The sequence below is a fragment of the Bradyrhizobium sp. HKCCYLRH3061 genome (genome assembly GCF_051168015.1).
In the GTDB taxonomy this organism is placed as follows: Bacteria; Pseudomonadota; Alphaproteobacteria; order Rhizobiales; family Xanthobacteraceae; genus Bradyrhizobium.
Genome location: NZ_JBNPUE010000013.1, coordinates 221293 through 243355, shown reverse-complemented (window position 1 = coordinate 243355; position 22063 = coordinate 221293). Strand labels below are relative to the sequence as shown.

Below are 22063 nucleotides of genomic sequence, written 5' to 3'. Positions count from 1 at the left end.
CGCGCGTGCCGTCAGGCAACCACCGCAGACTTGACCTCAGCGTCGAGAGGCCAGGACCACACGACTTCGCCGTCCGTCACGGTTGCGCTCGTCTGGCACAGCCGTCACGTCCATCGCAGCCCGCCTCCACGTTCGTGACGACGCGTACGTCCCTCTGCTCGAGGCGGGTTGCAGAGATATAAGCATGTTTTCTGAAAACCAGCAATCATTATTTTCGCCGATGGTCGCGGCCGGTGGGTAACCTTGCATCCTCGTTCTGGCGAAAGGTCCGGCCGGCCATGACGGAGCGCAAGCCACTGACGACGAGTTGGGAGTCCTGGATCGAGGCCCGCTGGCAACGATCCCGCGGCGCGTGACGCCCAGCGGGATCGCAGCCGATGATCTATTCCGGAATCCGCGCGATCAGCTGGTGATGGGCATTGACGCCGATGTCGCCGCGCTTCGCGCCATGCGTCATGCCGTCGCTGTGATAGACCAGCAGCACGGCGTTGTCGTGGGTCAGCGGCTGCGGCGCGATGATCGTCAGCTTCGCCCTGCCGTCCGGCCCGGCCACGAAATCATTGGCCGTCGCAGTGCCATCGAGCGGCGTGAAGCCGACCGGCTTTTGATCGAAGTGATTCTCGAACAGGCTGTAGTGACCGCCCGGCTTCAGATGGTCGAAGCTCATGGCGATCTCGACCTTGCCGCCGGCCGAAGGAGTGAGCGTCACGCTGCCGCTCGCCGCGAGCCAGTCGCCGAGCGTGAAGCCGATCGGCTCGCCATTCGCATTGGCGACCGCGGCGGTCTTCGCATCCTGCTCGATGAAGGCCGGACGGAAACCCGCGACGTGGGAGATGTTCTGCGGCCCGACGGCGGCCAACGCCGCGGCGTCCGCGACGAAGGCATGGGGATCGAGCGGCTTCGGCTGCTTCGTCTCCGCCGAGAAGAATGCCGCGTGGGTGACGAACGACAGATGGGTCGCATCGGCAGCCCGGCTGGCGCCGGACGGCACGAGCGCCGCCAGCATCAGCGCCACGCTGGCCAACCCGGCAAGGCTTTTCGATCGTTGCATTGTCTCATTCTCCTCGCGCCTGTGAACATCGACGCGCGATGCGCGTCCCGAGGGGCTGTCTGCGCCTGAGCCCGGAGACTGTTCGCTCCAAGCACGACGAAGGTTACGGTCCCCGTCAGTCCACCGACCACGAGCTCAGTCCTGCGCAAAGACGCGCGGCGCGACCCAGCCGAACATCCGACGGCCGAACAGGCCACCCGCGCCGATCAGCAGGACAGCCGTTCCGACGTTCCACATCAGGATCATCACCGAGGCGTCGATCGTATGAAACAGCGCGAGCGCCGTCGACGTGATCGCGGACACGGCGAGGCCGCCGGTCAAGGCGACGATGGTCGGCCGCAGACGCGCCGCGTAGCGCAGCATCACCAGCAGGGCCAGCGACAACGGCAGGCTCGTCACAGCAAGCGTCGTGAAGCAGCGGGCCGCCTCGCCAGGGCTCATGCCGTCGGGACCAACCGCAACCCAGTCGGTGAGGCACTGATAGCCGATGTTGGACAGCCATAGCGCCAGCGCCGGCATCGGCAGCAGCATCCACCACCGCGAGCGGTCGGGAAGACTGACCAGGAATGCCGCGATCGCGGCCAGCACGCCGGTCAGGATCGAGCCGACGAGACTGGTCACGAATGGCGCATCGTGCAGACGCTGCGCCAGATCCGGACGGATCCCCTGGTTGACGGCGAGCAGCGCCACTACGGCGCCTGCCCCGATCAGCCAGCCGCAGGCACGCAGCAGCGGCGGCCGCAGCCGCTTGACCGGCCGCATGTCGTTCGCAAGAGAGTCGATCAGATCGCCGGTCTTGATCATGGCTCGTTCCGCGGAATGAGCAGCTTCTGAAGACTCTTCAGAGCGCGATGCATGTTCACCTTCAATGAGGTCGTGGACATTCCGGTTGCCGCCGAGGCCTCCTTGAGCGACAGCTCCCTGAGCTTCAACAGGCGCACGGCTTGTTGCTGTGCGGGCGGGAGGTTGTCGATCGCCAGCTCCAATTCGCGGCGGTCGGGCGCCGCCTCCACGCCGGTCTCGGGCTCGGCTGCGATCTCGTGCTCGGGAGACAACACAGTCTCACGCCGCGATTGGCGCGACTGCCGCCGTACTCGGTCGATCAGGCGACGGTTGGTGATGGTCACCAGCCACGGCGCGAACGGGCGCGTCGGATCGTAGGTGTGGCGGACCGAGTGAATGGTCAATAGCACGTCCTGCACCGCGTCCTCGATGTCGCTGCGCTGCTTGCAGCGCCGTGCCGCGAGAGAGCGAAGGTAGGGCGTGATCTCCTGCAGCAGCCGCTGATAGGCGACACGATCACCCTCCTGGGCATGCGCCATCAGAATCGCCCAATCGAGCGCGCGCCGTCCCGGCTTGAGGTCCGCCCCGCTCGGCGCGTCCACCGGGACGAGCCTCAGCCGCGGTGCAGGACCGCTCTGGTCACTGCCCATCGGCGCCCTCCAGCTTTCGACCGAGCGACAGGACGAGATGATCGAGGCTGATGAGCCCGGGCCCGAGCGCGATGATCGCAACCGCCATCGCAGCCCAGGGCAGATGAAAATTGGCCCAGCCATCCGGGACGACGAGCTGGATGAAGGCGGTCATGACCAACAGCCCGAGCGCGCTGATCCGGGTCGCCAGCCCGGCCACCAGGAGAACCGGCAGCAGCATCTCGGCCACGCCATCGAGATGAGCGAACACCGCAGGCCAGGGAAAATCATAGGCCTGACCGAACAGATGCAACTTGAACTCGTCCTCGAACAGATACGCCGCGGCCGGTGACAGCGACAGGAAGCCATCCCATTTGGTGAGCCCGGATCTGAAGAACGGCACCGCAAGCGCGATGCGCAGCATCGGCGGCGCGACGATCAGAGCCAGCCGCACGAGCCGATCGATCGCATCCGACATGGGCAACGCGAGAGCCCGGCTGTCCGCGCTCATGACGCCTCCGCCATCGTCACGTGGTCGGAGCCGATCACGGCTCCGCCATGGATCAGATCGTGCAGGGTGCCGGCAAGGTCGAAGCCGGCGTCCTCGCGCAGCGCGTCTTCGACCGCCATCAGTATCGACCGACCGGCCAACAAGGCCTGAACGAACGCAAGGCTGCCCGACGGGATCGCGCGAACCACGACATCGGCTTCGGGACGGACGATCAGAACCGCCTCACCACCGCCCGCGTCGAGATCGACCGGGCCAGCAATTCCCTCCGCGACATTCATCTGCCAGACCGTAAGCACGGGAAACGCCGAGCACACCAGCCGCAGGGATGGATGCAAGTGCAGGCGGAGGGCCGGCAGATCGGCCGGCGCTACGGCGGCGAAAGCCGCAGGCGTGACCGGCTCGGCTTCCGCCGCATGATACGACTCGGTCCAGGCGCGCTCCATCGCTGCGACGTCGGCGAGATACGGCAGCACTGACGCCGGCGCGAAGCCGCGAATGAACGCCGCGAAGCCGCTGCCATAGTCGAGCAGGATCGGCGAGCTCGGTAGCTCGGACGACAGATAGCAGCGCGCCATGGCATGGAAGAACTCCGCTCCGACGATGCGATACACCGCCGGGTAGGCGTCCTTCAGTGTTGCGGTCAAGCCGGCGACGACATTGTTGCGATAAACTCCGAACCGGCGGTCGCTCGGCCTCCCGTCCGGCCCGACCAGACCTGGAGGCACCGGCTGCGCGGGATCGAGCAGTGCGCGCGCAAAGCCGCCGAGACGTTCAGCAAGCGGCGGCATTACAGACCACCTCCAGCGACGGCGAGAGCATGACGGCCTCTGCGTGGCGGGCCTCCGCCGCAAGCACCTGCCATGGCGGCACCTCAGCGTCCCACTCGATCAATGTCGGCACCGGGCCGGTCGCGCGGATCGCATGCGCATACAGCGACCAGACGACGTCGTCGACCGGTCGGTCGTGGGTGTCGATCAGCAGCGGCCTGCCATGTTCGTCGACTTCGCGGGCGTGGCCGGCAAGATGGACCTGCAACACCTGCGCGAGCGGCAAGGCGGCGAGATAGCCATGCGGGTCCCACTGCTGATTGGTCGCGGCGACATGGACGTTGTTGACGTCGAGCAGCAGCCCGCAGCCGGTGCGGCGGGCGACCTCGGCGATGAAGTCGGGCTCGGACCAGTTGCTCTCGGTGAACGCGACGTAGGTCGATGGATTTTCCAGCAGCATCCGCTGGCCGAGCACGCTCTGCACCTCGTCGACGTGATCGCAGACGCGGATAAGGGTCTCGCTCGTATAGGGAACCGGAAGCAGATCGTTGAGAAAGCCGCTCCCGTGCGACGACCAGGCGAGGTGCTCGGAAAACAACCCTGGTTCGTAGCGGTCGACCAGATGCTTGAGACGGCCGAGATGGGCCTGGTCGAGCGGCCGATCGGCCCCGATCGACAATCCGACTCCATGCAGCGACACCGGATAGCGCTCGCGAACGGCCGTGAGATAGCGATGCGGCGGCCCGCCCGCGCCCATGTAGTTCTCGGCATGGACTTCGAAGAAGCCGATATCGGGCCACGTTTCAACGATACCGCGATAGTGCTCGGCCTTGAGGCCGACGCCGCCCCGCGCAGGGATCCGGCCGGCCGTCGAGAATTGCGCGCGTGCCACGTGCAGACTCCGATCGAGAGAAATGGCGGGCCGCAAGCAGCCCGCCGACGATGTCTCAGGCCTTCGGCGTCAGGCTACCCGGACCCTTGGGGGTCTGCATTGTCGTGCAAGTCCCCTTCGGCTCCAGCTTGAACGAATTGCCCTGATAATCGATCGTGCTGGTACCCGCGCAGGTCGTGCCGGCGCCAGCAAAGCAGTCGTTCTGGCCCTTCAGCGCGACGCCAAAACACTTCTCCATCTTGCCGTCCTTCATGGCCTTCATGGTCTCGGCCTGCTTGGCCTTCATCATCTTTTCCATGTCGCCCTTGGCCATCGTCTCCGCCGAGGCGGACGTGACGGCGAGCGCGCCGGCAGCGACCGCAAATGCGCCGACGATCATTGCGGACAGCGTGCGATTGGACATGCGAATTCCTCCATTCTCCGGGTTTCAGCCTGCGGACATTGCAGGTGTCTGGCGGCCATCGGCGCGCCTGTCCATCGGTTCGCTCCAATGCATCGGAAGGTTACGCTGACTGCTTCGCGATTCATCGCTCAGTTGCACCCGAGATATTCGAGCAGATCTGCCGCCGCCGACGACGACCAGTCGGCCGCACCCGGGAGGTATCCGACGATCAGACCTGAAGCCGAGATCAGATAGGTGATCGGCATGCCATACAGCGTAAACGGCGCAGGCCTGCCACCGTCGTCTCCGGATTGCGCCACGTATCCGTTCGGATCGAGGCAGATGGACAGCGACGTCAGCCTCAGCGCGCGCACGAAGCGACCGACACTGTCGCGATCGCTGCGGTCTTCGGATACCGCGAGGACGTGCAGGCGCTGGCGCGCGACACTGCGTGCAAGCCGATCGAGCTCCGGCAGCTCGATGCGGCAGGCCGCGCACCACGAGGCCCAGAAATTCAGTACGATTGGCGCGCCGCGTAGCGCGGCGAGATCGAGCGTACCGCCGTCGAGGCGAAACAGCCGTATCGCCGGCAGGCTCTGCTGCGGCCGCAACAGCGTGAGTTGGTGACGGCCGGTTGTGAAGGCAGGCACGTCGTCGGCGGCGGATGCAGCCGAAGCGGATCCCGCGCGCGTTATGAGCGCCGTCAGCAGCCCGCCGATCACCTCGCGCCGGCTCGCAACGCTCACCGCGCCAGTTCCTCGATGGCAAGCGCTGGCGAAAACTGCGGAACGGCGGGCCGGAACGCGATGAAGGCGAACAGCGGATTAGGCAGCCAGTACAGCCATCCGATCGACGGCTCGCGCCGGCCGTCCGGGAGCTCCAGGTCGAGCCACACATACAGGAATTTGTAGATGCACAGTCCGGGAATCCAGTTCGGACGCAGATGGCGTGTTCTCAGGCAGCGCCACCGAATGTAGAAGTTTCCCTCGAACGGCGTGATGTCCCAGAGTCCGACAGGCCCCTCGGCGATTACCTCGCCGCTGGGACGGTGCGTGATGCGCACGATGCGCGGCTGCCTCTTGTGCAATTGAATACCTCCCACCCGCGTGTCCGGATGCTGCCATTCGACGATACGATCTCAGACCGGGAAAGGTTACCAGGCGACTCGTCACGGCCGCGCAAATCACAGTCGTGCGACGGGTAGTTCCGGTCCGACGACCCGAAAGGAGCCGCGCTCCGACGCACGGTCTTGCGAGCGGACGAAGATCGCCGGGATGTCGTGGACCGTGACGCCCTCATTACCACGACGGCCAAGTGCCAGGCCACGCGCAGCCGTCGAAGTCATGCGCACCGGCGCGGATCGCGGTCGGCGCAGCACGTGCGTTCGACTTGCCCGCTCACATCCAATTGACCGGTCGTGATCGATCCAGGGCGGCTGCCCCCGCTTGATTCATCTGCTCGCGTTCGATTAGTTAGCCGCAACCAACAGAACGGCGGGAAACAAACGCTTCACGACCTCCCAAGGTGTTGCACAAGGCTTCGTCGCACGATGTGCTCTTCCGGATGATGACTCCCCCCATCGCATAGGCCGGGCCGCTCTGAACCGCTGCGCTCGGCGCGCCGATCTCTCAGCTTCCATGCCGACGACCACCGGTTCGGTCGGCCCGATCCTCTCAGCTGCATCCGACGCGCGTGCCGCCGGTGATCGATCCTGCATGTCGATCAGGATCCGGCGCCGCGACGGCCAACTCAGGAGCGACACGTCACATGATCTCCGCCGAACACCTGACCCGCCAATACGGGTCATTCACCGCCGTCGACGACGTCTCCTTTGAGGTCGGCGACGGCGAGATCGTCGGCCTGCTCGGGCACAATGGCGCCGGCAAGACCACCATCATGAAAATGCTGACGGGCTATCTCGAGCCGACCGCCGGCACGGCGACCATTCATGGCCACGACATCGGCAGGCAGCGCCGGCAGGCGCAGGCACTGATCGGCTACCTGCCCGAGAATTGTCCGCTGTATCCCGAGATGACAGTGGTCGAATTCCTCGACTACGCGGCGGAGCTGAGAGGAATCCCGCCGGGCGCCCGGGCGCAGGCGCTGCGCGATGCCATCGCCGCGACCGGCCTTGCGGAAAAGGCCACCGCGCCGATCGCGAGCCTGTCGCGCGGCTACCGGCAGCGCACCGGCGTCGCACAGGCGATCCTGCACAAGCCGAAGATCGTGATCCTCGACGAGCCGACCAACGGCCTCGATCCATCGCAGATCGCGCAGATGCGCGGACTGATCCGGGATCTCGCGAAGACCGCGACGGTGATCCTGTCGACCCACATCCTCCAGGAGGTGCGCGCCGTGTGCGAGCGCGTGCTGGTGATCAACCGCGGCCGGCTGGCGCTCGACACAAGGATGAGCGATCTCGGCGGGCCTGGCCGGCTGCGTCTCGTCACCAGCGGGCCGCCCGACCTGGTCGAGCGGCTGGTCACAGGGCTTGGCCTCGTCAAGAGCGTCGAGCGGCTGACGGCGGCCGAGCCCGGCCATGCCTATGCCCTCAACCTCAATGGCCACGCGGCCAGCGCCGTGGCGCCGGCCGTCGCCCGCGTCATCACCGACAACAAGCTCGATCTGTTCGCCCTGCATCCCGAACAGCGCGATCTCGAAACCCTGTTTGCCGACATCACCGGCGCCGGCGCGCCGACCCCGGAGGCCCTGCATGCATAACGTTCTTCGTATCGCTCGCAAGGAGCTGGCCGTCTTCTTCGCCTCGCCCGCGGCCTTCATCTTCATGGCCGCGTTCCTCGCCGTCACCCTGTTCCTGTTCTTCTGGGTCGACCGCTTCTTCGCCCGCAACATCGCCGACGTCCGGCCGCTGTTCGAATGGATGCCGGTGCTGATGATCTTCATCGTGTCGGCCATCACGATGCGGATGTGGAGCGAGGAGCGGCGCGCCGGCACGCTGGAGTTCCTGCTGACATCGCCGGTCGCGCCGCTGCAGCTGGTCCTTGGCAAGTTCCTCGCCTGCCTGGCCCTGGTCGCGATCGCGCTGGCGCTGACGCTGCCGCTCCCGATCACGGTCTCCATGATCGGCCGGCTCGACTGGGGACCGGTGGCCGGCGGCTATCTCGCCGCGCTGGCCCTCGCCTCCGCCTACATCTCGATTGGCCTGTTCGTCAGCGCCCGCTCAGACAACCAGGTCATCAGCCTGATCGTCTCCACCCTGATCTGCGGCGCGTTCTATCTGCTCGGCTCCAACACGCTGACCTCGCTGACCGGCAACGAAGGCGGCGAGCTGCTGCGCCAGCTCGGGGCCGGGTCGCGCTTCGAGTCGATCGCCCGCGGCGTCATCGACCTGCGCGACCTCTATTACTATCTCAGCATTTTCGGCGTCTTCCTGGTGCTCAATCTCTATGTGCTGGAGAGCCTACGCTGGTCGTCGCAGGGCCGCGCGCCGCAGCACCGGCGCTGGCGCATGGTGGCCGCGCTCACGGTGGCCAATCTCGTCGCCGTCAACCTGTGGCTCGGCCAGCTCCCGGCCGCACGGGCCGATCTCACCGCGGGACACATCTACTCGATCTCGGACGAGACAAAGAGCTATCTCGGCCAGCTGCAGGAGCCGCTGCTGATCCGCGGCTATTTCAGCGCTCAGACCCACCCGCTGCTGGCGCCGCTGGTGCCGCGGCTGCGCGATCTCCTGAAGGAGTACGAGATCGCAGGACAAGGCAAGGTCCGGGTCGAGTTCGTCGACCCGATGCAGAACGCCGCGCTCGAGGCGGAAGCCAACAAGCAGTACGGCATCCAGCCGGTGCCGTTCCAGACCTCGAGCAAGTATCAGGCGTCGGTGACCAACTCCTACTTCAACATCCTCGTCAAATATGGCGATGAATACACGACGCTCGGTTTCCGCGATCTCATCGAGGTCAAGGAACGCGGTGACGGCGACAGCGAGCTCGACGTGAATCTGCGCAATCCCGAGTATACGATCACGCGCGCGATCAAGAAGGTGTTGAACGGCTATCGCGGCTCCGGCGACGTGCTGGCCGGCCTGCCGCAGCCGGTGACGCTCGAGGCCTATATCTCGGCCAAGAACCTGCCCGAGCCGCTCGCCAAGCTGAAGACCGCGCTGCAGGAGCTGATCAAGGACTACCAGAGCAAGACGCCGGGCAAGCTCGACGCGAAGATCGTCGATCCCGACGCCGATGGCGGACAGATCGCCAAGACCCTGCAGGACGAATACGGCCTGGAGCTGCTCTCGGTCGGCCTGCTCAACCCGAAACGCTTCTGGTTCCATTTGATCCTGAAGAGCGGCGACAAGACCGAGCAGATCCAGCTGCCGGAGCAGCTCGACAAGGACGGCTTGAAGCGCAACATCGACGCCGAGCTGAAGCGCTTCACGCCCGGCGCGCTGCGCACCGTCGCGCTGTACACCCCGCCGGCGCAGCAGCCGATGCCGCAGCTCGGCATCCCCGGCAGCAGTGGGCCGTCGTTCGATCTGCTGCAGCAGAAGCTGCAGGAGAACACGCTCGTCGACGCCACCCAGCTGAAGGATGGACGCGTTCCCGAACGCGCCGACATCCTGTTCGTCGCCTCGCCGCAGCAGCTCGATCAGAAGCAGCTGTTCGCCGTCGATCAGTTCCTGATGAAGGGGGGCACGGTGATCGTCGCCACCTCGCCCTATCAGCCGTCGCTGCGCGGCAATCTCGACGTGACCAAGACGCCGTCCGGCCTGGAGGACTGGCTGGCGTTCCAGGGCGTGAAGGTCGGCGACAGCATGGTGCTCGACCGCCAGAACGCCTCGTTCCCGATCCCGAGCGAGCGCGACGTCGGCGGCGGCATCAAGGTGCGGCAGATCCGGCTGATGGACTACCCGTTCTTCGCCGACATCCGCAGCGACGGGCTGGCGCAGGGCGCGGCGCCCTCGGCCGGCACCCAGCAGCTGACGCTGTCCTGGGCCTCGCCGCTGACGATTGACACCGACAAGGTCGGCAAGAAGCGGAAGATCGTCGATCTGATCCAGAGCTCGCCGCATTCATGGACCGCCAAGACGACCAACGTCGTGCCGGACTTCAAGGCGCATCCCGACACCGGCTTCCCTCCTGCCGACAAGCAGGGGCGCCAGCTGCTCGGGGCCATGATGGAGGGCGAGTTCACGTCGTTCTTCGCCGGCAAGCCATCGCCTCTCGCCAAGGACGCTGCTGAGCCCAAACCCGACGCAAAGGCTGATGCAAAGCCCGATGACGCGGCGAAGACGGCGGCTGCCGACGCCAAGCCCAGCATCACCGGCGTGATCTCCCGCTCGCCCGAAAGCGCGCGGCTGATCGTGATCGGCTCGGGCACGTTCCTGTCGGACGACGTGCTGCAGCTCGCCTCCAGCGTCGACCGCACGCAGTATCTGGCGCCGCTCGACTTCGCACAGAACCTGGTCGACTGGTCGCTGGAGGACCGCGGGCTGCTGGCGCTGCGCAGCCGCGGCGGCCAGTTCTCGCGCACGCTCGCCCCGATGCAGAGCGGCGGCCAGATGTTCTGGGAATACCTGAACTATGCGCTCGCGCTCGCAGGGCTCGCCCTCGTCTACATCGTGCGCCGCGCGCTGCGGCTCGGCGCCCAACGGAGATATCTCAACATGCTCGGCATCGCGGAGGCGCGGACATGAAAGGGCTTCCCATCCTGCTCACGGCGCTGCTGGGTGGCCAGCTCGCGCTGGCTCTCACCTTCGCGGTCAACCGTTCCGATCATGCCGCGTTCGACGCCAAGGAGCCGCTGGTCGCGTTCGCGCCGGCCAAGGTCGATCAGGTCGCGATCGACGACGATGCCGGCCACACCGTCACCCTCGCGCGCAAGGACGGCAAATGGGTGATCCCCGCCTTGTCCGACTTTCCCGCCGACGCGACCAAGATCAATGGCCTGCTCGACCGCATCGCCGGCCTGAAGAAGGGCTGGCCGATCGCGAAGACCGAGGCCGCAGCCGAGCGCTTCAAGGTCACCGAAAAGGTTCATGAGCGCCGCGTGGTGCTGACGAGCGGCGGCAGCCGGGTCGGTGAGCTCCTGGTCGGGACCTCGCCGGCGTATCGCCAGGTGCATGTGCGCGCTGGCGATGCCTCTCCGGTCTTTGCCGTCGAGCTGGCGACCTACGACATCGGCGCGGAGCCCAGCGCCTGGATGCAGCACGACATGCTGGATACGCCGCGCGACAAGATCGCCAGCGTCAATGTCGGCGACGTCACCATCGAGGGCAAGGACGGCAAGTTCACGCTGGCGGGGCTCGGCAAGGACGAGAAGCCGCGGCCCGACAAGATTGATGCCCTGGTCAGCGCGATGGCGCATCCCCCCTTCGACAACGTGCGCGGCAAGGGCAAGGAGGCGCTGGCGCAGACGGATGCGCCCGACGTCACCGTCACGCTGAAGCGCACCGACGGAAGCGAGCTGACCTATCGCTACAAGAAGGACGCCGGTGGGGGCTATCTGTTCACGCGATCGGCGGAGGACTATCTTTTCCATGTCAACGCCGACGCCGCCGCGCCGGTCGTGCAGGCCACGCGCGCGGCATTGATCGAGCCGCCGAAACCGGACAAGGCGCCGGACGCCAAGAGCTCGAACGACAACAGCTCGAACAATAAGAGTTCGGACAACAAGGGCGCAGACGCCAAGAACCCTGATGACAACGTTAAGAAGGCCGAGACCTCAGGCGCCAAGACGGATCAGGCGCCGGCAGCGTCAGAGGCTGTTCCGCCGTCATCCCATGGCGCCGAGCAGGCCGCTCACGGCGGCGCGGAACCGCCAAAGTCGCCCGGCGGCTAGCGCACCGCGATGCGCAAATCCGGCTTCGCTGCGCAATCAGTGGAGCCGGATCACGACTTCCCAACACGGATCGACATCACCCGTCCGCCCTTGAGCTCGAAGGAGAACGCATGCGGCGGATAGGTCCAGAGCTCGACGCCCTTCAATTCGCTCGGCTCGAAATGGTTGGGCTGGCCGAACACCTTCACCAGATCGTCGGTGGGGGCGCCGAGACCGACGCTGCTGAGCTCGTAGCCCGGAGCCGTCGTGGTGCCGTCGCCGGTGACCTGCAGCGCGACGATCTTATCGGCGGCCACGGTGACCACGAAATAAGGATAGTGCTCGCGCTGGCCGACGAAATAGATCCAGGCGACCTTGTCCTGCGCCTGCTTCAAGGTGCGGTGGGGCTGCCCGAGCGCAGCGGTCGCCGTGTCAGCACCGTCGCCGACCACCAGCGGGCCCAGCCGCATGCAGGCGCGCGCCATGACTGCGAGCAACAGCTCCTGTGACAGCTCGCGCGGCGGGGTCACGACGCAGCCGAAGCCGGCGCCGGCGCGCTTCCATTCGCCGCGCAGGTCCTTCAGATCGGCAGGAACGGCTGGCGCCGGTGGTGAGGGCGCCGGACGTGCCGGCGGCGGCGACGCCGGTCGCGGCGCCGATTGTGCATGCGCCGATGGAGAGAGCCACCCGGTCAGCATCGCCGCGGCGATCCCCACAAGCACCGCTTGAATGCGGCCCCCAGTCTTCACCATGTCGACGCCTACTTCCCACGCTTGCCCAGACCGCCAAAGGCGTCGGGATCGAACTTCCTCGGATCCACCGGCTCGTAGCGTGACCACTCCATGTCGGCAATCCCGTCGTATTGCTTAGTCCACCCGGAATCCACCGTCGCGTTGCCTTGCGCAACGGGCCGCAACTCGAAATGCATGATCTTGCCGGGGCCGGCCTCGGCGATCTTCTCGCCGCGCTTGAAGCGCGCGCCGACGGCCGGCATCTCGCCTTTGCCATCGACCAGACGACCGAGATGGGCATAACGGGTGAAGAGGACGGCGCCGTTCGGATAGCTGTGCTTGAGCACGACGTAGCGCCCGCAGCCGCCGACAAGCGGCAGGTCAGCGGGCGCCTGATCGGCCGCCTCCACCTTGACCACGACGCCATCCTCCATCACCCCGATCGGTGCCCCCTCCGTCCCGGCGTCGACATCGATACCGGGATGATCGCGCAGCGACCAGCAGCCGCACGAGGCCATTCCGGCTTCGGACGGCTGCTGCTGAGCCGGCGCGGCTGGCTGCACCGTCTGGAATTCGTTGACCAGCAGTCCGGGTCCCTCGGCGGAGGTGTAGATGTGGACGGCATAGAGCGTCAGCTTGCCGCCGACCTTCACCTCGCGCGGCAGGAAGCCATAAACGATGTCCTGCACGAAAACCTTGAGCTCCCGCCCCTTGGATGAACGCACCGTGATGCAATTCGAGACGCCGAGCTTCTCGACCTGGTCGAAGCCCGACATCGCCATCGACTTCTTCAAGAACCCCGTCTGACATGGACCCCCGGCACTCGCGAGGATGACCTCGAGCTTGAACGGCGCACCCGTCTTGATGTCGACACCCTTGGCCGGGCGCGGCAGCGCCAGAAGGTCGTCGAGACCGGCCTCCTTGTAGCGGGCGTAGTCGAACGCGGCTTCGGCGCGGTGGCCGCTGAGGACCACCAATGCCAGCAGGGTGAACACACCCCGGCGCGCGGCACGCGTGACGCTCATCTCACCACCCCCACTCACCGGTCGATCCCCCCGCGAGCCTACACGACAGGGCCGCACCCCGGCTACTGCTGCGTGATGAAGAATCCGCCGCGCAGGCCGGCCACAAAAAGTTCGTCCAAGGCAGATCATGATGTCGGATCGCGGCCGGCGGCTGCGTCCTTGGATCAAGCCGGATCGCGACGAGCCGGCGCGATCACAACCCCGAGCGCCGCGTCGTGAACCAGCGCGCGGCCTGCACTGAAATGGAAGGAAGCCCTGCCATGGCAAAGCCCAAGAACACGATCTGTCTGTGGTTCGACAAGGACGCAGAGGCCGCCGCGCGCTTCTACGCCGAGCTGTTTCCGGACAGCAAAGTGACGGCAGTCCATCGCGCGCCGGGTGACTACCCTTCCGGCAAGGCTGGCGACGTGCTCACGGTGGAATTCACCGTCTGCGGCATCCCCTGTCTCGGCCTCAATGGCGGACCTGCGTTCACCCACAACGAATCCTTCTCGTTCCAGATCGCCACCGATGATCAGGCGGAGACGGACCGCTATTGGACTGCCATCGTCGGCAATGGCGGCCAGGAAAGCCAGTGCGGCTGGTGCAAGGACAAATGGGGCATCTCCTGGCAGATCACGCCGCGCGCGCTCACCGATGCGATGACCGAAGGCGGCGCCGCCGCCAAGCGCGTCTTCGGCGCGATGATGACGATGAAGAAGATCGACGTTGCAGCAATCGAGGCGGCCCGGCGCGGGTGACGCCCGCGCGAAGCCGGAGCGCGTCGCGGCGTTCCGGCCCTACGGGCGCAGGCAGCGCAGATGGAGGAACAGCGGCACGCGCAGCCAGCGCCGGCTGCTGTCGCGGGTGATCGCCGCTTCGGGGATCGACGGCTCGCGCAGCGCCTCGATCAGGAAGCCCGCCTCCTCCAACGCCGCAAAATAGCGCTGCAGAGGACGATGCGCGCTGTGAAAGATGATGCTGAAGCCGTCGCGCTCCATCGGATCGCTGTAGTTGAAGGAGTCCAGGTAGCTCCCCTGGATCACGAACGGCGCGTCCGGCGCCAGGCTGGCGAAGCGGCCGGCCGAATTGAGCGGATGGACGATCGCCATGCACAGCCGGCCGCCGGGCCTCAGCACTCGCGCCGCCTCGCGCACTGCGGCCGGCATCGCATCGACGTCCTGCAGCGACATGAAGGCGATCGCGAGATCGGCGCAGGCATCGGCCAGCGGCAGCGATGCCGCATCGGCGCGCACGACGGAGATGGCGGGATCGGCGGCGCGCGCCGCCGCGATCAGCGAGGGCGAAGCGTCGATGCCGATCACCCTGTGCCCCGAGGCGTTGAGATGACGCGACAACCGGCCCTCGCCGCAGCCGATGTCGAGCGTCAGCGCACCCGGCCCCGGCAGCAGGCTGGTGAACTGCTCGCGATGATGGCGCCAGAAGCTGTCATGGCCCGGCGCCCTCGCCCAGGCGAGCCACTGGGCGGCCTGATCTTCCCATTGCTGGCGCAGATTCATGGCGGCTCTCGTAAGGGGTCAACTCAAGAGCCGCGCGTCTTAGACCTCTTTCCGGGGCCTGTCATGTGACGTTTTGGCAGCAGCCCGCTCAACCGCGCGCGGACGGGCTGCAGATCTCCTCGAGAAAATCGAGGAAGGCGCGGGCGCGCGAGGAGATCAGCTTGCGGCTCGGAAAGATCGCGGTGAGCTGCGCGGCGCGGGTGTCGAACACGACCCCCCTGCCGATCTCGACGAGCCGGCCCTCGCCGAGCAGCTCGACGCAATAGTGCTCCGGCAGAAAGGAAATGCCGGCGCCGTGGGCGACGGCGCGGCGCACCGCCAGCGGATTGTTGATGCGGGCGACATGCGCCCCGACGTCGAAGCGGACGAGATGACCATGCTGCTTGATCACCAGGGTGCGGTCGCCGTAGCGGCGCTCGCAGATCATGAGATGGCGCTCAAGCGCGCGGACGTCCTCGCCGATGTCGTGCGCGGCGAGATAAGCGGGGCTGGTCACCCAGATCAGGCGGCCGCCGATCAGCACCTTCTGCGCCAGCTCGGAATTCTCCTGCACGCCGACCACGACCGCGATGTCGAAGCGGTCGGCCAGCATGTCGATCGCGCGCGTCGTCGCCTCGACGTCGAGCTCGATCCGGGGATAGCGGCGGTGGAATTCGGCGAGCTGCGGCGCCAGGATCTCCTCGCAGAACGCCGGCGGCAGCGCCACCGAGAGCCGGCCGCTGGGGACGCCGGAGAGCCCGGTCATGACCGCGTCGGCCTCCGAGACCTGGTCCAGGATCTTCTGACATTGCTGGAAGAACAGCTCGCCCTCGCGGGTCACCCGGACGCGCCGCGAGTTGCGGTCGAACAGCCGGATGCCGAGGTCCTGCTCGAGCCGGGCGACCGATTTGCTGACCGAGGATTTCGGCATGCCCAGCGACCGCGCGGCACCGGTCATGCCGCCGGTCGCCACCACCGCATGGAACACCGGAATGTCCTCGATCCGCCATTTCATCCTAGGGCTCTCGTTCGTCGAGAGAAACGATCTGTGCACATTAGCATGATTGTCTAGCAGGGGAAACTTCGTAAGGTCGGCCCCGGCGCGGCCGCGGGTAACAGTCAGCCGCGGCCCATTTCGCGGAGGGACACATGGCCCGGATCATCGGCGGCATCGGCGCATCGCACTCGCCCACCATCGGCTTCGCACTCGACACCAACAAGCAGAGCGACCCGGCCTGGAAGCCGATCTTCGACGGCTTCGCGGCGGTGCGCGACTGGGTGAAGCGCAAGGACATCGACGTCCTGTTCATGATCTACAATGATCACATCACCTCGTTCTTCTTCGATCACTACTCGGCGTTCGCGCTCGGCATAGACGACCGCTATGTCGCGGCCGACGAGGGCGGCGGACCGCGCGACGTGCCGCCGGCGAAGGGGCATCTCGGCCTGTCGCAGCACATTGCGATGGCGATGGTCGCCGACGAGTTCGACATGTCGTTCTTCCAGGGCAAGCCGGTCGATCACGGCCTGCTGTCGCCGCTGTCGATGATGGGCGATGCCAGCGGCCCGTGGCCGGGCCGCGTGGTGCCGCTTCAGGTCGGCGTGCTGCAGCTGCCGATCCCCAATGCGAAGCGGATGTGGAAGCTGGGCAAGACGCTGCGCAAGGCGATCGAGAGCTATCCGGAGGATCTGAAAGTCGCCATCTTCGCCACCGGCGGGCTGTCGCACCAGGTGCATGGCGAGCGTGCCGGCTTTCTCAACGAGGACTGGGACAACGAATTCCTCGATCTGCTGGAAAAGGACCCGGAGCGGCTCACGGCGATGCGGATCGCCGATTATGCGGTCAAGGGGGGCATGGAAGGCGCCGAGGTGATCATGTGGCTGATCATGCGTGGTGCGCTGTCGGACGAGGTGAGGCTCGTGCACAGGCAGACCTACGCGCCGTCGGTGACCAACATCGCGACCCTGGTGTTCGAGGATCTCGGCGGCGCGCCGGATCCGCGGGAGGTCGCGACCTATCGCGCGCATATCGGACACGAGCTCGCGGGCGCCGAGACGCTGGCTGGCACCTATCCGTTCACGCATCGCCGCAGCCAGGCCAATTTCCGCATCAACGACTTCCTGCACCGGCTCGTGATCCCCGCGCATCGCAAGAGATTTGTTGAGGAATTCGACGCGCTCGCGGACGAGTACGAGCTCACGGGCGAGGAGCGCGAGCTCATCAAGAACCGCCGCTGGATCGAGATGATCAGGCGGGGCGTCAGCTTCTTCGTGCTGGAGAAGATGGCCGCGGTGATCGGCGTCTCCAACCCGGAGGTCTACGCAGCCTTCCGCGGCGAGACCCTGGAGGCGTTCCTCAAGACCCGCAAGGTGCCGATGCGCTATTCCGTCGCCGGCGGCGCCAAGGCGGATGAGATCGACGCGCATTGACTGGCGCGCACGACCTGCGCCGCCCGGAACGGGCGACGCAGATCATGTCTCCGGCAGGTCGATGCCGCGCGCCTTGGCCCAGCGCTCCAGCACCTTGCGCTCACCGGCGTGAGCCACGCGGTTGGCGAAGCCACGCACCTGCACCGCGCGACGCTGCCGATCGAGCTCGATCGTCAGCAGCCGCTGCGCCGCGCCGCCATGGCGATGCCGCAGCGACCAGATCGAGGAATGGCCGGCGATGCACCTCGTCGCGTAGCTCGACACGCAGTGACGCATGGCCCTGGACTCAGCGACGAGGTCCTCCGCGGTCCGCAGCTGCGTGATCACATATTCGTCACGCTTGGCGAAGGCCTTGGCCGACGGACTCCACGACCAGTCCGCGAGTTGCGCGCCCGGCCAATGCGCCGCAAGCTCCGCCGCCTGCGCTGCCGAACGGTGACGCGCCATCTCGGCACGCCGGCGCGCCGCCTCGATGCGGGCGATCACCGCGAGATCGCGGTGCCATTCCCGCGCCAGCCGGCGCAGCGCCGCGAGCGAGCGGCCCTTGAGGCTGAACGCCCGCTCGCGCCGGCGACGATCGGCGATGTAGTCGCAGAGATCGTCGATCTCCTCGACGGTGGTCGGCTGCGCGCAGAAGAACTGCGCCGCCTCGCGCCAGAACGCGTGCTCGCCGCGCGGCGTCCGCGCGATCCGGGACCGGGTGATCCGCGACACGATCGCCGGATCGCCCGTGTAGGACCGCGCGATCGCCTGCCAGATCGCCTCGTCGAAGCCGACCTGCCCGAAAGGATGGAGGAAGCCGTGAACCTCCTTTCGCGACAGGAACGCCGACGCGCCAGCCTTGTACAGCGAGCCGCCACCGGCTGCCGCGATGTACCAGCGCTTGCGACGGACGATCTCGTCGTGGCCGAGCCCCGACGCCTCGATCCAGATCTGCTCCAGATGCGAAGGCACGGGATAGCGCGCGAACAGATGCCGCGCCGCCGCCAGCCGCAGGCGCGCGGCATCGCGCGTCTTGAGCTGCGGCTTCCAGCTCTCGGGATCCCGGATGATGTCGGCTTCGAAGCCACGCCCCGCCTCGCGGATCGCGTTGTGCAGATCCGGCGGCGGCCGCGTCGGCCGTGCCGCGCGGCGCAGCGTCAGCTCATAGGCTTCAACCCGCGCGCGCTCGGCCTCCTGCCGTCGTGCAATCGATGACTTTGCCATTGTCGTTCAACATGATCGAGAAACTATCAGCCGGACGCACTGCGGGCGTCGGCACGGATCGTGTCGCGCACAGTGGATTCGACATGGCTGATGGCCTCTCGCGTTGAACACCGTCGGGGTTGAAACGGGCGACGCTGATACATCCAATCTGCAGCGAGCACAAGCGGAAAAGCCGCCGCGCTCCGCGGCGAACGCGGTTTGGCCTCGCCCTTGCATCGGTTTCTCATGAGCCGGCTCGCAAGATGGAGTTGTCAGATGTCCGACAGCCTGCACACGGTCGTCGTGGCCAAGAAGGCCATCGAGGCGCACAACATGGCCTCGTTCGAGCTCGTTCCGGCGGACGATCAGCCGCTGCCGGGCTTCACCCCCGGCAGCCATATCGACGTCACATTGCCGAATGGACTGACGCGGCAATATTCACTGCTGAACAGCGCCTCAGAGCGCAACCGCTACTGCATCGGCGTGTGGAAGGACGGCAACAGCCGCGGCGGCTCCAAGGCGCTGCATCTCGACATCAACGAGGGCGACCGGCTGCAGGTCAGCCGCCCGCGCAACCGCTTCAAGATCCCCAAGGACACCAAGCGCGCCTTGCTCGTGGCGCGCGGCATCGGCGTGACGCCGATCCTGTCGATCGCCGACACGCTGAAGGCCAAGACCATCCCGTTCGAGCTGCACTACGTGTTCGCGCTGATGTCGCCGGACTCGTTCCGCGGCACCATCGAGGCGTCGCGTTTCGCCGAAGACACCAGATACTACAAGGAATCCAGCGAGGACAATCAGTTGCTGAAGGCCGCCGAGCTGCTGGCCGACCGGCCCGACGACACGCAACTGTTCATCTGCGGCGTCGACTGGTGGATGGATCCGATCATCGCGCTCGCCAGGCAGAAGGGCTTTGCCGAGGAGCGCATCCATGTCGAGCGGTTCACCGCCAAGGCGGCGGCCGCGCTGCTCGACAAGGTGTTCGACGTCACCATCAAGAGCACCGGCGCGACCTTCAAGATCCCCGGCGACAAGACCGTCACCGCCTTTCTCGAGGAGAACGGCGTCAAGATCGCGACCTCCTGCGAGCAAGGGATGTGCGGCACCTGCAAGACACGGGTGATCGACGGCGAGATCGATCATCGCGACAAGCGCCTCTCCGCGGCCCAGCGCGCCGAGGGCTATTTCCTGCCGTGCGTGTCGCGCGCCAAGGGCGACCGGCTGGTGCTCGATCTCTAGCAGGCATCCGCCGTGACCAGCGAGACCGATCTGTGGCAGACCGCGTGGATCATCGCCCAACAGCACGGGACCGAGGGGCCGGCGTTCGCGGCCCGCATGGCCGACAGCTTCAAGCTCGGCCACAAGCTCGCCGCGCATCGGGCGTGGCTGTCGATCGCGGCCAAGGTCACCGTGCTGATCGACGCCAGCGCATCGGCCGGCGCGCACCGGCATTGATGTCGAGAATCGGACAGCGCTGAAAGCGTTGTCTGGAATCGCACGCGATCAGCGCGCAGCGATGCCTTCACGCAGCATTCAATTTGGCGCGCCCGCTATTTCCCACTGTCATTCCGGAGGCGACGCACAGCGGCAAGCCCGGAATCCCGACCCTCTGGCCGTGGTTATGGATTCCGGGCCTGCGCCCAAATGGGCACATCCCGGAATGACGACGGGAAGGCCGTCGCAGCTATCCGGAACGGAATTTGCTCAGCTGCATCCGGTCGCGAGCGACCACCCAACATGCGCGGCAACTCACCTGTCGCGCCTTGTGAGGAGCCATGTCCTTGTCACCGTCCAGCGCGGCTGAGGTCCCTGCCGCCGCCGACATCGCGTTGGCCTATCACGCCCGCACCAAGCATAGTCTCAAGCGCTATGCCGCGGGGCCGGAGACGTTGGACTGGGATGCGCAGCCCAATCCGTTCCGCGAATTCGCCGGCAGCCCGCGCATCAATCTGCCGCTGACCTCCGATCGTCTCGCCGCGAGCTTCGCCGACGCCTGCAGCGGGACGGCGCCGATCCATCCGTTCACGATCGACGGCATCGCGCTCCTGCTGGAGCTGTCGTTCGGACTGGCCGCATGGAAGGAGCTTGGCCCGGACCGCTGGGCGCTGCGCTGCAATCCCTCCAGCGGCAATCTGCATCCGACCGAGGCCTATGTCATCGCGGAGAACGTGCCGGGGCTCAGCGACGGTCTTCACCACTATGTCAGCCGCGATCACGCGCTTGAGCAACGTTGCCGTCGCGGCAGGACATCGCCCGGCGAGCCGCGACTGCGGCTCGCGCTGTCCTCGATCCATTGGCGCGAGGCGTGGAAATATGGCGAGCGCGCGTTCCGCTACTGCCAGCTCGACCTCGGACATGCGATCGGCGCCGTCAGCTACGCCGCCGCTGGGCTAGGCTGGAGCGCGCACGTGATCGACGGCATCGACAGCGCGCAACTCGCGGCACTGATGGGACTCGATCGCGCGGATGATTTCGCCGGCGTCGAGACCGAGGACGCCGATGTGCTGCTCGCGATCGTGCCGCGCGATGCGCGCTCGCGGCCGCCGATGCCATCGCCGGCCAAGATCGACGACAGTTGGAAGGGCCAGGCGAACCGGCTCGATCGCCATCCGCTCTATCGCTGGCCCGTCATTCCCGAGGTGAGCACGGCCACGGCCGGTGCGGCGCAGGATGCGGTCTCCGTTCCGTCGCAGTGCCCGCCGCTGCCGCGGCGGTCAGGCGCGCGCGCGGCCGAGCTCATTCTCAGCCGGCGCAGCGCGCAGCGCTTCGACGCCAGATTCACGATGGACCTCGCAGCGTTCCTTCACCTTCTCGACGCGCTGCTGCCGCGCGCCGCGCCGCCATGGACCGCCTGGCCATTCGCGCCACGGCTGCATCCGCTGCTGTTCGTCCACCGCGTCGACGGCCTCACGCCCGGGCTCTATGCGCTACCGCGCAACGGCGAGGCGGAGAGCAGCCTGCGGCGCGCGCTGCGTCCCGACTTCGACTGGCAGCACGTCGAGCGCGCAGCCGACCATCTGCCGTTGTTCCGGCTGCTGCCGACCGACAGCCGCGGCGTGATCCGCACCGCGAGCTGTCACCAGGCGATCGCGGGCGATAGCTGCTTTGCGATGGCGATGCTCGCCGAGTTCACGCCTGCCGTGAGCGACCATCCGTGGCGCTATCGGCAACTGCATTGGGAGGCCGGCCTGATCGGCCACGTACTCTACCTTGAAGCCGAAGCGGCGGGCCTGCGCGGCACCGGCATCGGCTGCTTCTTCGACGACTCCGTGCACGAGATGCTCGGCGTCGTCGCAGCCGATTTCCAGACGCTCTACCACTTCACCGTCGGCCGTGCCCTGACCGATGACCGCATCACGACACTGGCCGCCTATCCGGGCCGCACACGCAACGAAGCGGGAGACCTGCGATGAGACCGCGCATTC

22 protein-coding genes are annotated in these 22063 nt (G+C 66.6%); 8 read left to right on the top strand and 14 right to left on the bottom strand.

Annotated features, from left to right (window positions below):
* Nucleotides 1-382 precede the first annotated feature (382 nt).
* The 9 genes from ACQR2C_RS21875 to ACQR2C_RS21835 all read right to left on the bottom strand — a co-directional run bounded on the left by ACQR2C_RS21875 (nt 383) and on the right by ACQR2C_RS21835 (nt 6102).
* Nucleotides 383-1051 (bottom strand): hypothetical protein, encoded by a 669-nt coding sequence (locus ACQR2C_RS21875; protein WP_316238453.1) that lies wholly within the window; start codon nt 1049-1051, stop codon nt 383-385.
* 135 nt (nt 1052-1186) lie between these two features.
* Nucleotides 1187-1855, bottom strand: a complete 669-nt coding sequence (locus tag ACQR2C_RS21870; protein ID WP_315804503.1) for a DUF1109 domain-containing protein — start codon at nt 1853-1855, stop codon at nt 1187-1189.
* Nucleotides 1852-2484, bottom strand: coding sequence for a sigma-70 family RNA polymerase sigma factor (locus ACQR2C_RS21865; protein WP_434874164.1), 633 nt, complete (start codon nt 2482-2484; stop codon nt 1852-1854). The genes ACQR2C_RS21870 and ACQR2C_RS21865 overlap by 4 nt, the downstream gene beginning before the upstream one ends.
* A complete protein-coding gene (locus ACQR2C_RS21860) occupies nt 2474-2941 on the bottom strand; it encodes a DoxX family protein (RefSeq protein ID WP_315804534.1) in 468 nt (155 codons plus the stop codon). The genes ACQR2C_RS21865 and ACQR2C_RS21860 overlap by 11 nt, the downstream gene beginning before the upstream one ends.
* Nucleotides 2942-2970: 29 nt before the next feature.
* Nucleotides 2971-3762 carry an HvfC/BufC N-terminal domain-containing protein gene (locus ACQR2C_RS21855; protein ID WP_316238451.1) on the bottom strand — a complete coding sequence of 264 codons (792 nt, stop codon included), beginning with the start codon at nt 3760-3762 and terminating at the stop codon, nt 2971-2973.
* Complete coding sequence (gene bufB, locus ACQR2C_RS21850) at nt 3746-4633, bottom strand: MNIO family bufferin maturase (RefSeq protein ID WP_315804500.1); 888 nt, start codon at nt 4631-4633, stop codon at nt 3746-3748. The genes ACQR2C_RS21855 and bufB overlap by 17 nt, the downstream gene beginning before the upstream one ends.
* A 55-nt stretch (nt 4634-4688) precedes the next feature.
* Entirely contained in the window at nt 4689-5036 is a 348-nt protein-coding gene (locus ACQR2C_RS21845; protein WP_315804499.1) for a BufA1 family periplasmic bufferin-type metallophore, read from the bottom strand.
* A gap of 128 nt (nt 5037-5164) precedes the next feature.
* Entirely contained in the window at nt 5165-5737 is a 573-nt protein-coding gene (locus ACQR2C_RS21840; RefSeq protein ID WP_315804498.1) for a TlpA disulfide reductase family protein, read from the bottom strand.
* A gap of 20 nt (nt 5738-5757) precedes the next feature.
* On the bottom strand, nt 5758-6102 hold the full coding sequence (locus tag ACQR2C_RS21835) for a hypothetical protein (RefSeq protein ID WP_315804497.1): 345 nt from the start codon (nt 6100-6102) through the stop codon (nt 5758-5760).
* A gap of 680 nt (nt 6103-6782) precedes the next feature.
* Between ACQR2C_RS21835 and ACQR2C_RS21830 the strand changes: the two genes are divergently transcribed.
* Genes ACQR2C_RS21830 through ACQR2C_RS21820 form a run of 3 tightly spaced genes read left to right on the top strand, consistent with a single transcriptional unit; the run spans nt 6783 to nt 11810 of the window.
* Nucleotides 6783-7736, top strand: a complete 954-nt coding sequence (locus ACQR2C_RS21830; RefSeq protein WP_434845412.1) for an ABC transporter ATP-binding protein — start codon at nt 6783-6785, stop codon at nt 7734-7736.
* Complete coding sequence (locus tag ACQR2C_RS21825) at nt 7729-10665, top strand: Gldg family protein (protein WP_434882076.1); 2937 nt, start codon at nt 7729-7731, stop codon at nt 10663-10665. Before ACQR2C_RS21830 ends, ACQR2C_RS21825 begins: the two co-directional genes overlap by 8 nt.
* Entirely contained in the window at nt 10662-11810 is a 1149-nt protein-coding gene (locus tag ACQR2C_RS21820; RefSeq protein ID WP_434882075.1) for a DUF4340 domain-containing protein, read from the top strand. The genes ACQR2C_RS21825 and ACQR2C_RS21820 overlap by 4 nt, the downstream gene beginning before the upstream one ends.
* A 50-nt stretch (nt 11811-11860) precedes the next feature.
* On the opposite strand, the gene ACQR2C_RS21815 is transcribed toward ACQR2C_RS21820, so the two are convergent.
* Nucleotides 11861-12541: a hypothetical protein gene (locus tag ACQR2C_RS21815; protein ID WP_315804493.1), complete on the bottom strand. Its 681-nt coding sequence runs from the start codon at nt 12539-12541 to the stop codon at nt 11861-11863.
* A gap of 8 nt (nt 12542-12549) precedes the next feature.
* Nucleotides 12550-13545, bottom strand: coding sequence for a M23 family metallopeptidase (locus tag ACQR2C_RS21810; protein WP_315804492.1), 996 nt, complete (start codon nt 13543-13545; stop codon nt 12550-12552).
* A gap of 260 nt (nt 13546-13805) precedes the next feature.
* Between ACQR2C_RS21810 and ACQR2C_RS21805 the strand changes: the two genes are divergently transcribed.
* Nucleotides 13806-14285 (top strand): VOC family protein, encoded by a 480-nt coding sequence (locus ACQR2C_RS21805; RefSeq protein WP_315804491.1) that lies wholly within the window; start codon nt 13806-13808, stop codon nt 14283-14285.
* 39 nt (nt 14286-14324) lie between these two features.
* Here the strand turns inward: ACQR2C_RS21805 and ACQR2C_RS21800 are convergent, their stop codons facing one another.
* Together ACQR2C_RS21800 and ACQR2C_RS21795 are read right to left on the bottom strand one after the other, a co-directional pair.
* Complete coding sequence (locus tag ACQR2C_RS21800) at nt 14325-15044, bottom strand: class I SAM-dependent methyltransferase (protein WP_315804490.1); 720 nt, start codon at nt 15042-15044, stop codon at nt 14325-14327.
* An 88-nt stretch (nt 15045-15132) separates the two neighbouring features.
* Complete coding sequence (locus tag ACQR2C_RS21795) at nt 15133-16038, bottom strand: LysR family transcriptional regulator (RefSeq protein ID WP_315804489.1); 906 nt, start codon at nt 16036-16038, stop codon at nt 15133-15135.
* Between the two features lie 134 nt (nt 16039-16172).
* Between ACQR2C_RS21795 and ACQR2C_RS21790 the strand changes: the two genes are divergently transcribed.
* On the top strand, nt 16173-17453 hold the full coding sequence (locus ACQR2C_RS21790) for a gallate dioxygenase (protein WP_434874160.1): 1281 nt from the start codon (nt 16173-16175) through the stop codon (nt 17451-17453).
* A gap of 42 nt (nt 17454-17495) precedes the next feature.
* On the opposite strand, the gene ACQR2C_RS21785 is transcribed toward ACQR2C_RS21790, so the two are convergent.
* Nucleotides 17496-18659 (bottom strand): PcfJ domain-containing protein, encoded by a 1164-nt coding sequence (locus ACQR2C_RS21785; protein WP_315804487.1) that lies wholly within the window; start codon nt 18657-18659, stop codon nt 17496-17498.
* A gap of 255 nt (nt 18660-18914) precedes the next feature.
* Here ACQR2C_RS21785 and ACQR2C_RS21780 point away from each other — a divergent pair, with 255 nt between their 5' ends.
* The 3 genes from ACQR2C_RS21780 (at nt 18915) to ACQR2C_RS21770 (ending at nt 22051) form a co-directional block, all read left to right on the top strand.
* Nucleotides 18915-19877 (top strand): PDR/VanB family oxidoreductase, encoded by a 963-nt coding sequence (locus ACQR2C_RS21780; RefSeq protein ID WP_316177996.1) that lies wholly within the window; start codon nt 18915-18917, stop codon nt 19875-19877.
* Nucleotides 19878-19889: 12 nt separating this feature from the next.
* Complete coding sequence (locus ACQR2C_RS21775) at nt 19890-20093, top strand: hypothetical protein (protein ID WP_315804485.1); 204 nt, start codon at nt 19890-19892, stop codon at nt 20091-20093.
* 320 nt (nt 20094-20413) lie between these two features.
* Nucleotides 20414-22051, top strand: a complete 1638-nt coding sequence (locus ACQR2C_RS21770; protein WP_434874159.1) for a nitroreductase family protein — start codon at nt 20414-20416, stop codon at nt 22049-22051.
* The last annotated feature ends 12 nt before the right edge of the window (nt 22052-22063 follow it).

Bases quoted from the DNA above. Each gene is read 5' to 3' on its own strand.
- ACQR2C_RS21800 (WP_315804490.1), bottom strand. From the start codon at position 15,044: ATGAATCTGCGCCAGCAATGGGAAGATCAGGCCGCCCAGTGGCTCGCC.
- ACQR2C_RS21795 (WP_315804489.1), bottom strand. From the start codon at position 16,038: ATGAAATGGCGGATCGAGGACATTCCGGTGTTCCATGCGGTGGTGGCG.
- ACQR2C_RS21860 (WP_315804534.1), bottom strand. From the start codon at position 2,941: ATGTCGGATGCGATCGATCGGCTCGTGCGGCTGGCTCTGATCGTCGCG.
- ACQR2C_RS21825 (WP_434882076.1), top strand. From the start codon at position 7,729: ATGCATAACGTTCTTCGTATCGCTCGCAAGGAGCTGGCCGTCTTCTTC.
- ACQR2C_RS21780 (WP_316177996.1), top strand. From the start codon at position 18,915: ATGTCCGACAGCCTGCACACGGTCGTCGTGGCCAAGAAGGCCATCGAG.
- ACQR2C_RS21855 (WP_316238451.1), bottom strand. From the start codon at position 3,762: ATGCCGCCGCTTGCTGAACGTCTCGGCGGCTTTGCGCGCGCACTGCTC.
- ACQR2C_RS21830 (WP_434845412.1), top strand. From the start codon at position 6,783: ATGATCTCCGCCGAACACCTGACCCGCCAATACGGGTCATTCACCGCC.
- ACQR2C_RS21875 (WP_316238453.1), bottom strand. From the start codon at position 1,051: ATGCAACGATCGAAAAGCCTTGCCGGGTTGGCCAGCGTGGCGCTGATG.
- ACQR2C_RS21865 (WP_434874164.1), bottom strand. From the start codon at position 2,484: ATGGGCAGTGACCAGAGCGGTCCTGCACCGCGGCTGAGGCTCGTCCCG.
- ACQR2C_RS21845 (WP_315804499.1), bottom strand. From the start codon at position 5,036: ATGTCCAATCGCACGCTGTCCGCAATGATCGTCGGCGCATTTGCGGTC.
- ACQR2C_RS21870 (WP_315804503.1), bottom strand. From the start codon at position 1,855: ATGATCAAGACCGGCGATCTGATCGACTCTCTTGCGAACGACATGCGG.
- ACQR2C_RS21805 (WP_315804491.1), top strand. From the start codon at position 13,806: ATGGCAAAGCCCAAGAACACGATCTGTCTGTGGTTCGACAAGGACGCA.
- ACQR2C_RS21770 (WP_434874159.1), top strand. From the start codon at position 20,414: ATGTCCTTGTCACCGTCCAGCGCGGCTGAGGTCCCTGCCGCCGCCGAC.
- ACQR2C_RS21790 (WP_434874160.1), top strand. From the start codon at position 16,173: ATGGCCCGGATCATCGGCGGCATCGGCGCATCGCACTCGCCCACCATC.
- ACQR2C_RS21815 (WP_315804493.1), bottom strand. From the start codon at position 12,541: ATGGTGAAGACTGGGGGCCGCATTCAAGCGGTGCTTGTGGGGATCGCC.
- ACQR2C_RS21820 (WP_434882075.1), top strand. From the start codon at position 10,662: ATGAAAGGGCTTCCCATCCTGCTCACGGCGCTGCTGGGTGGCCAGCTC.
- ACQR2C_RS21810 (WP_315804492.1), bottom strand. From the start codon at position 13,545: ATGAGCGTCACGCGTGCCGCGCGCCGGGGTGTGTTCACCCTGCTGGCA.
- ACQR2C_RS21785 (WP_315804487.1), bottom strand. From the start codon at position 18,659: ATGGCAAAGTCATCGATTGCACGACGGCAGGAGGCCGAGCGCGCGCGG.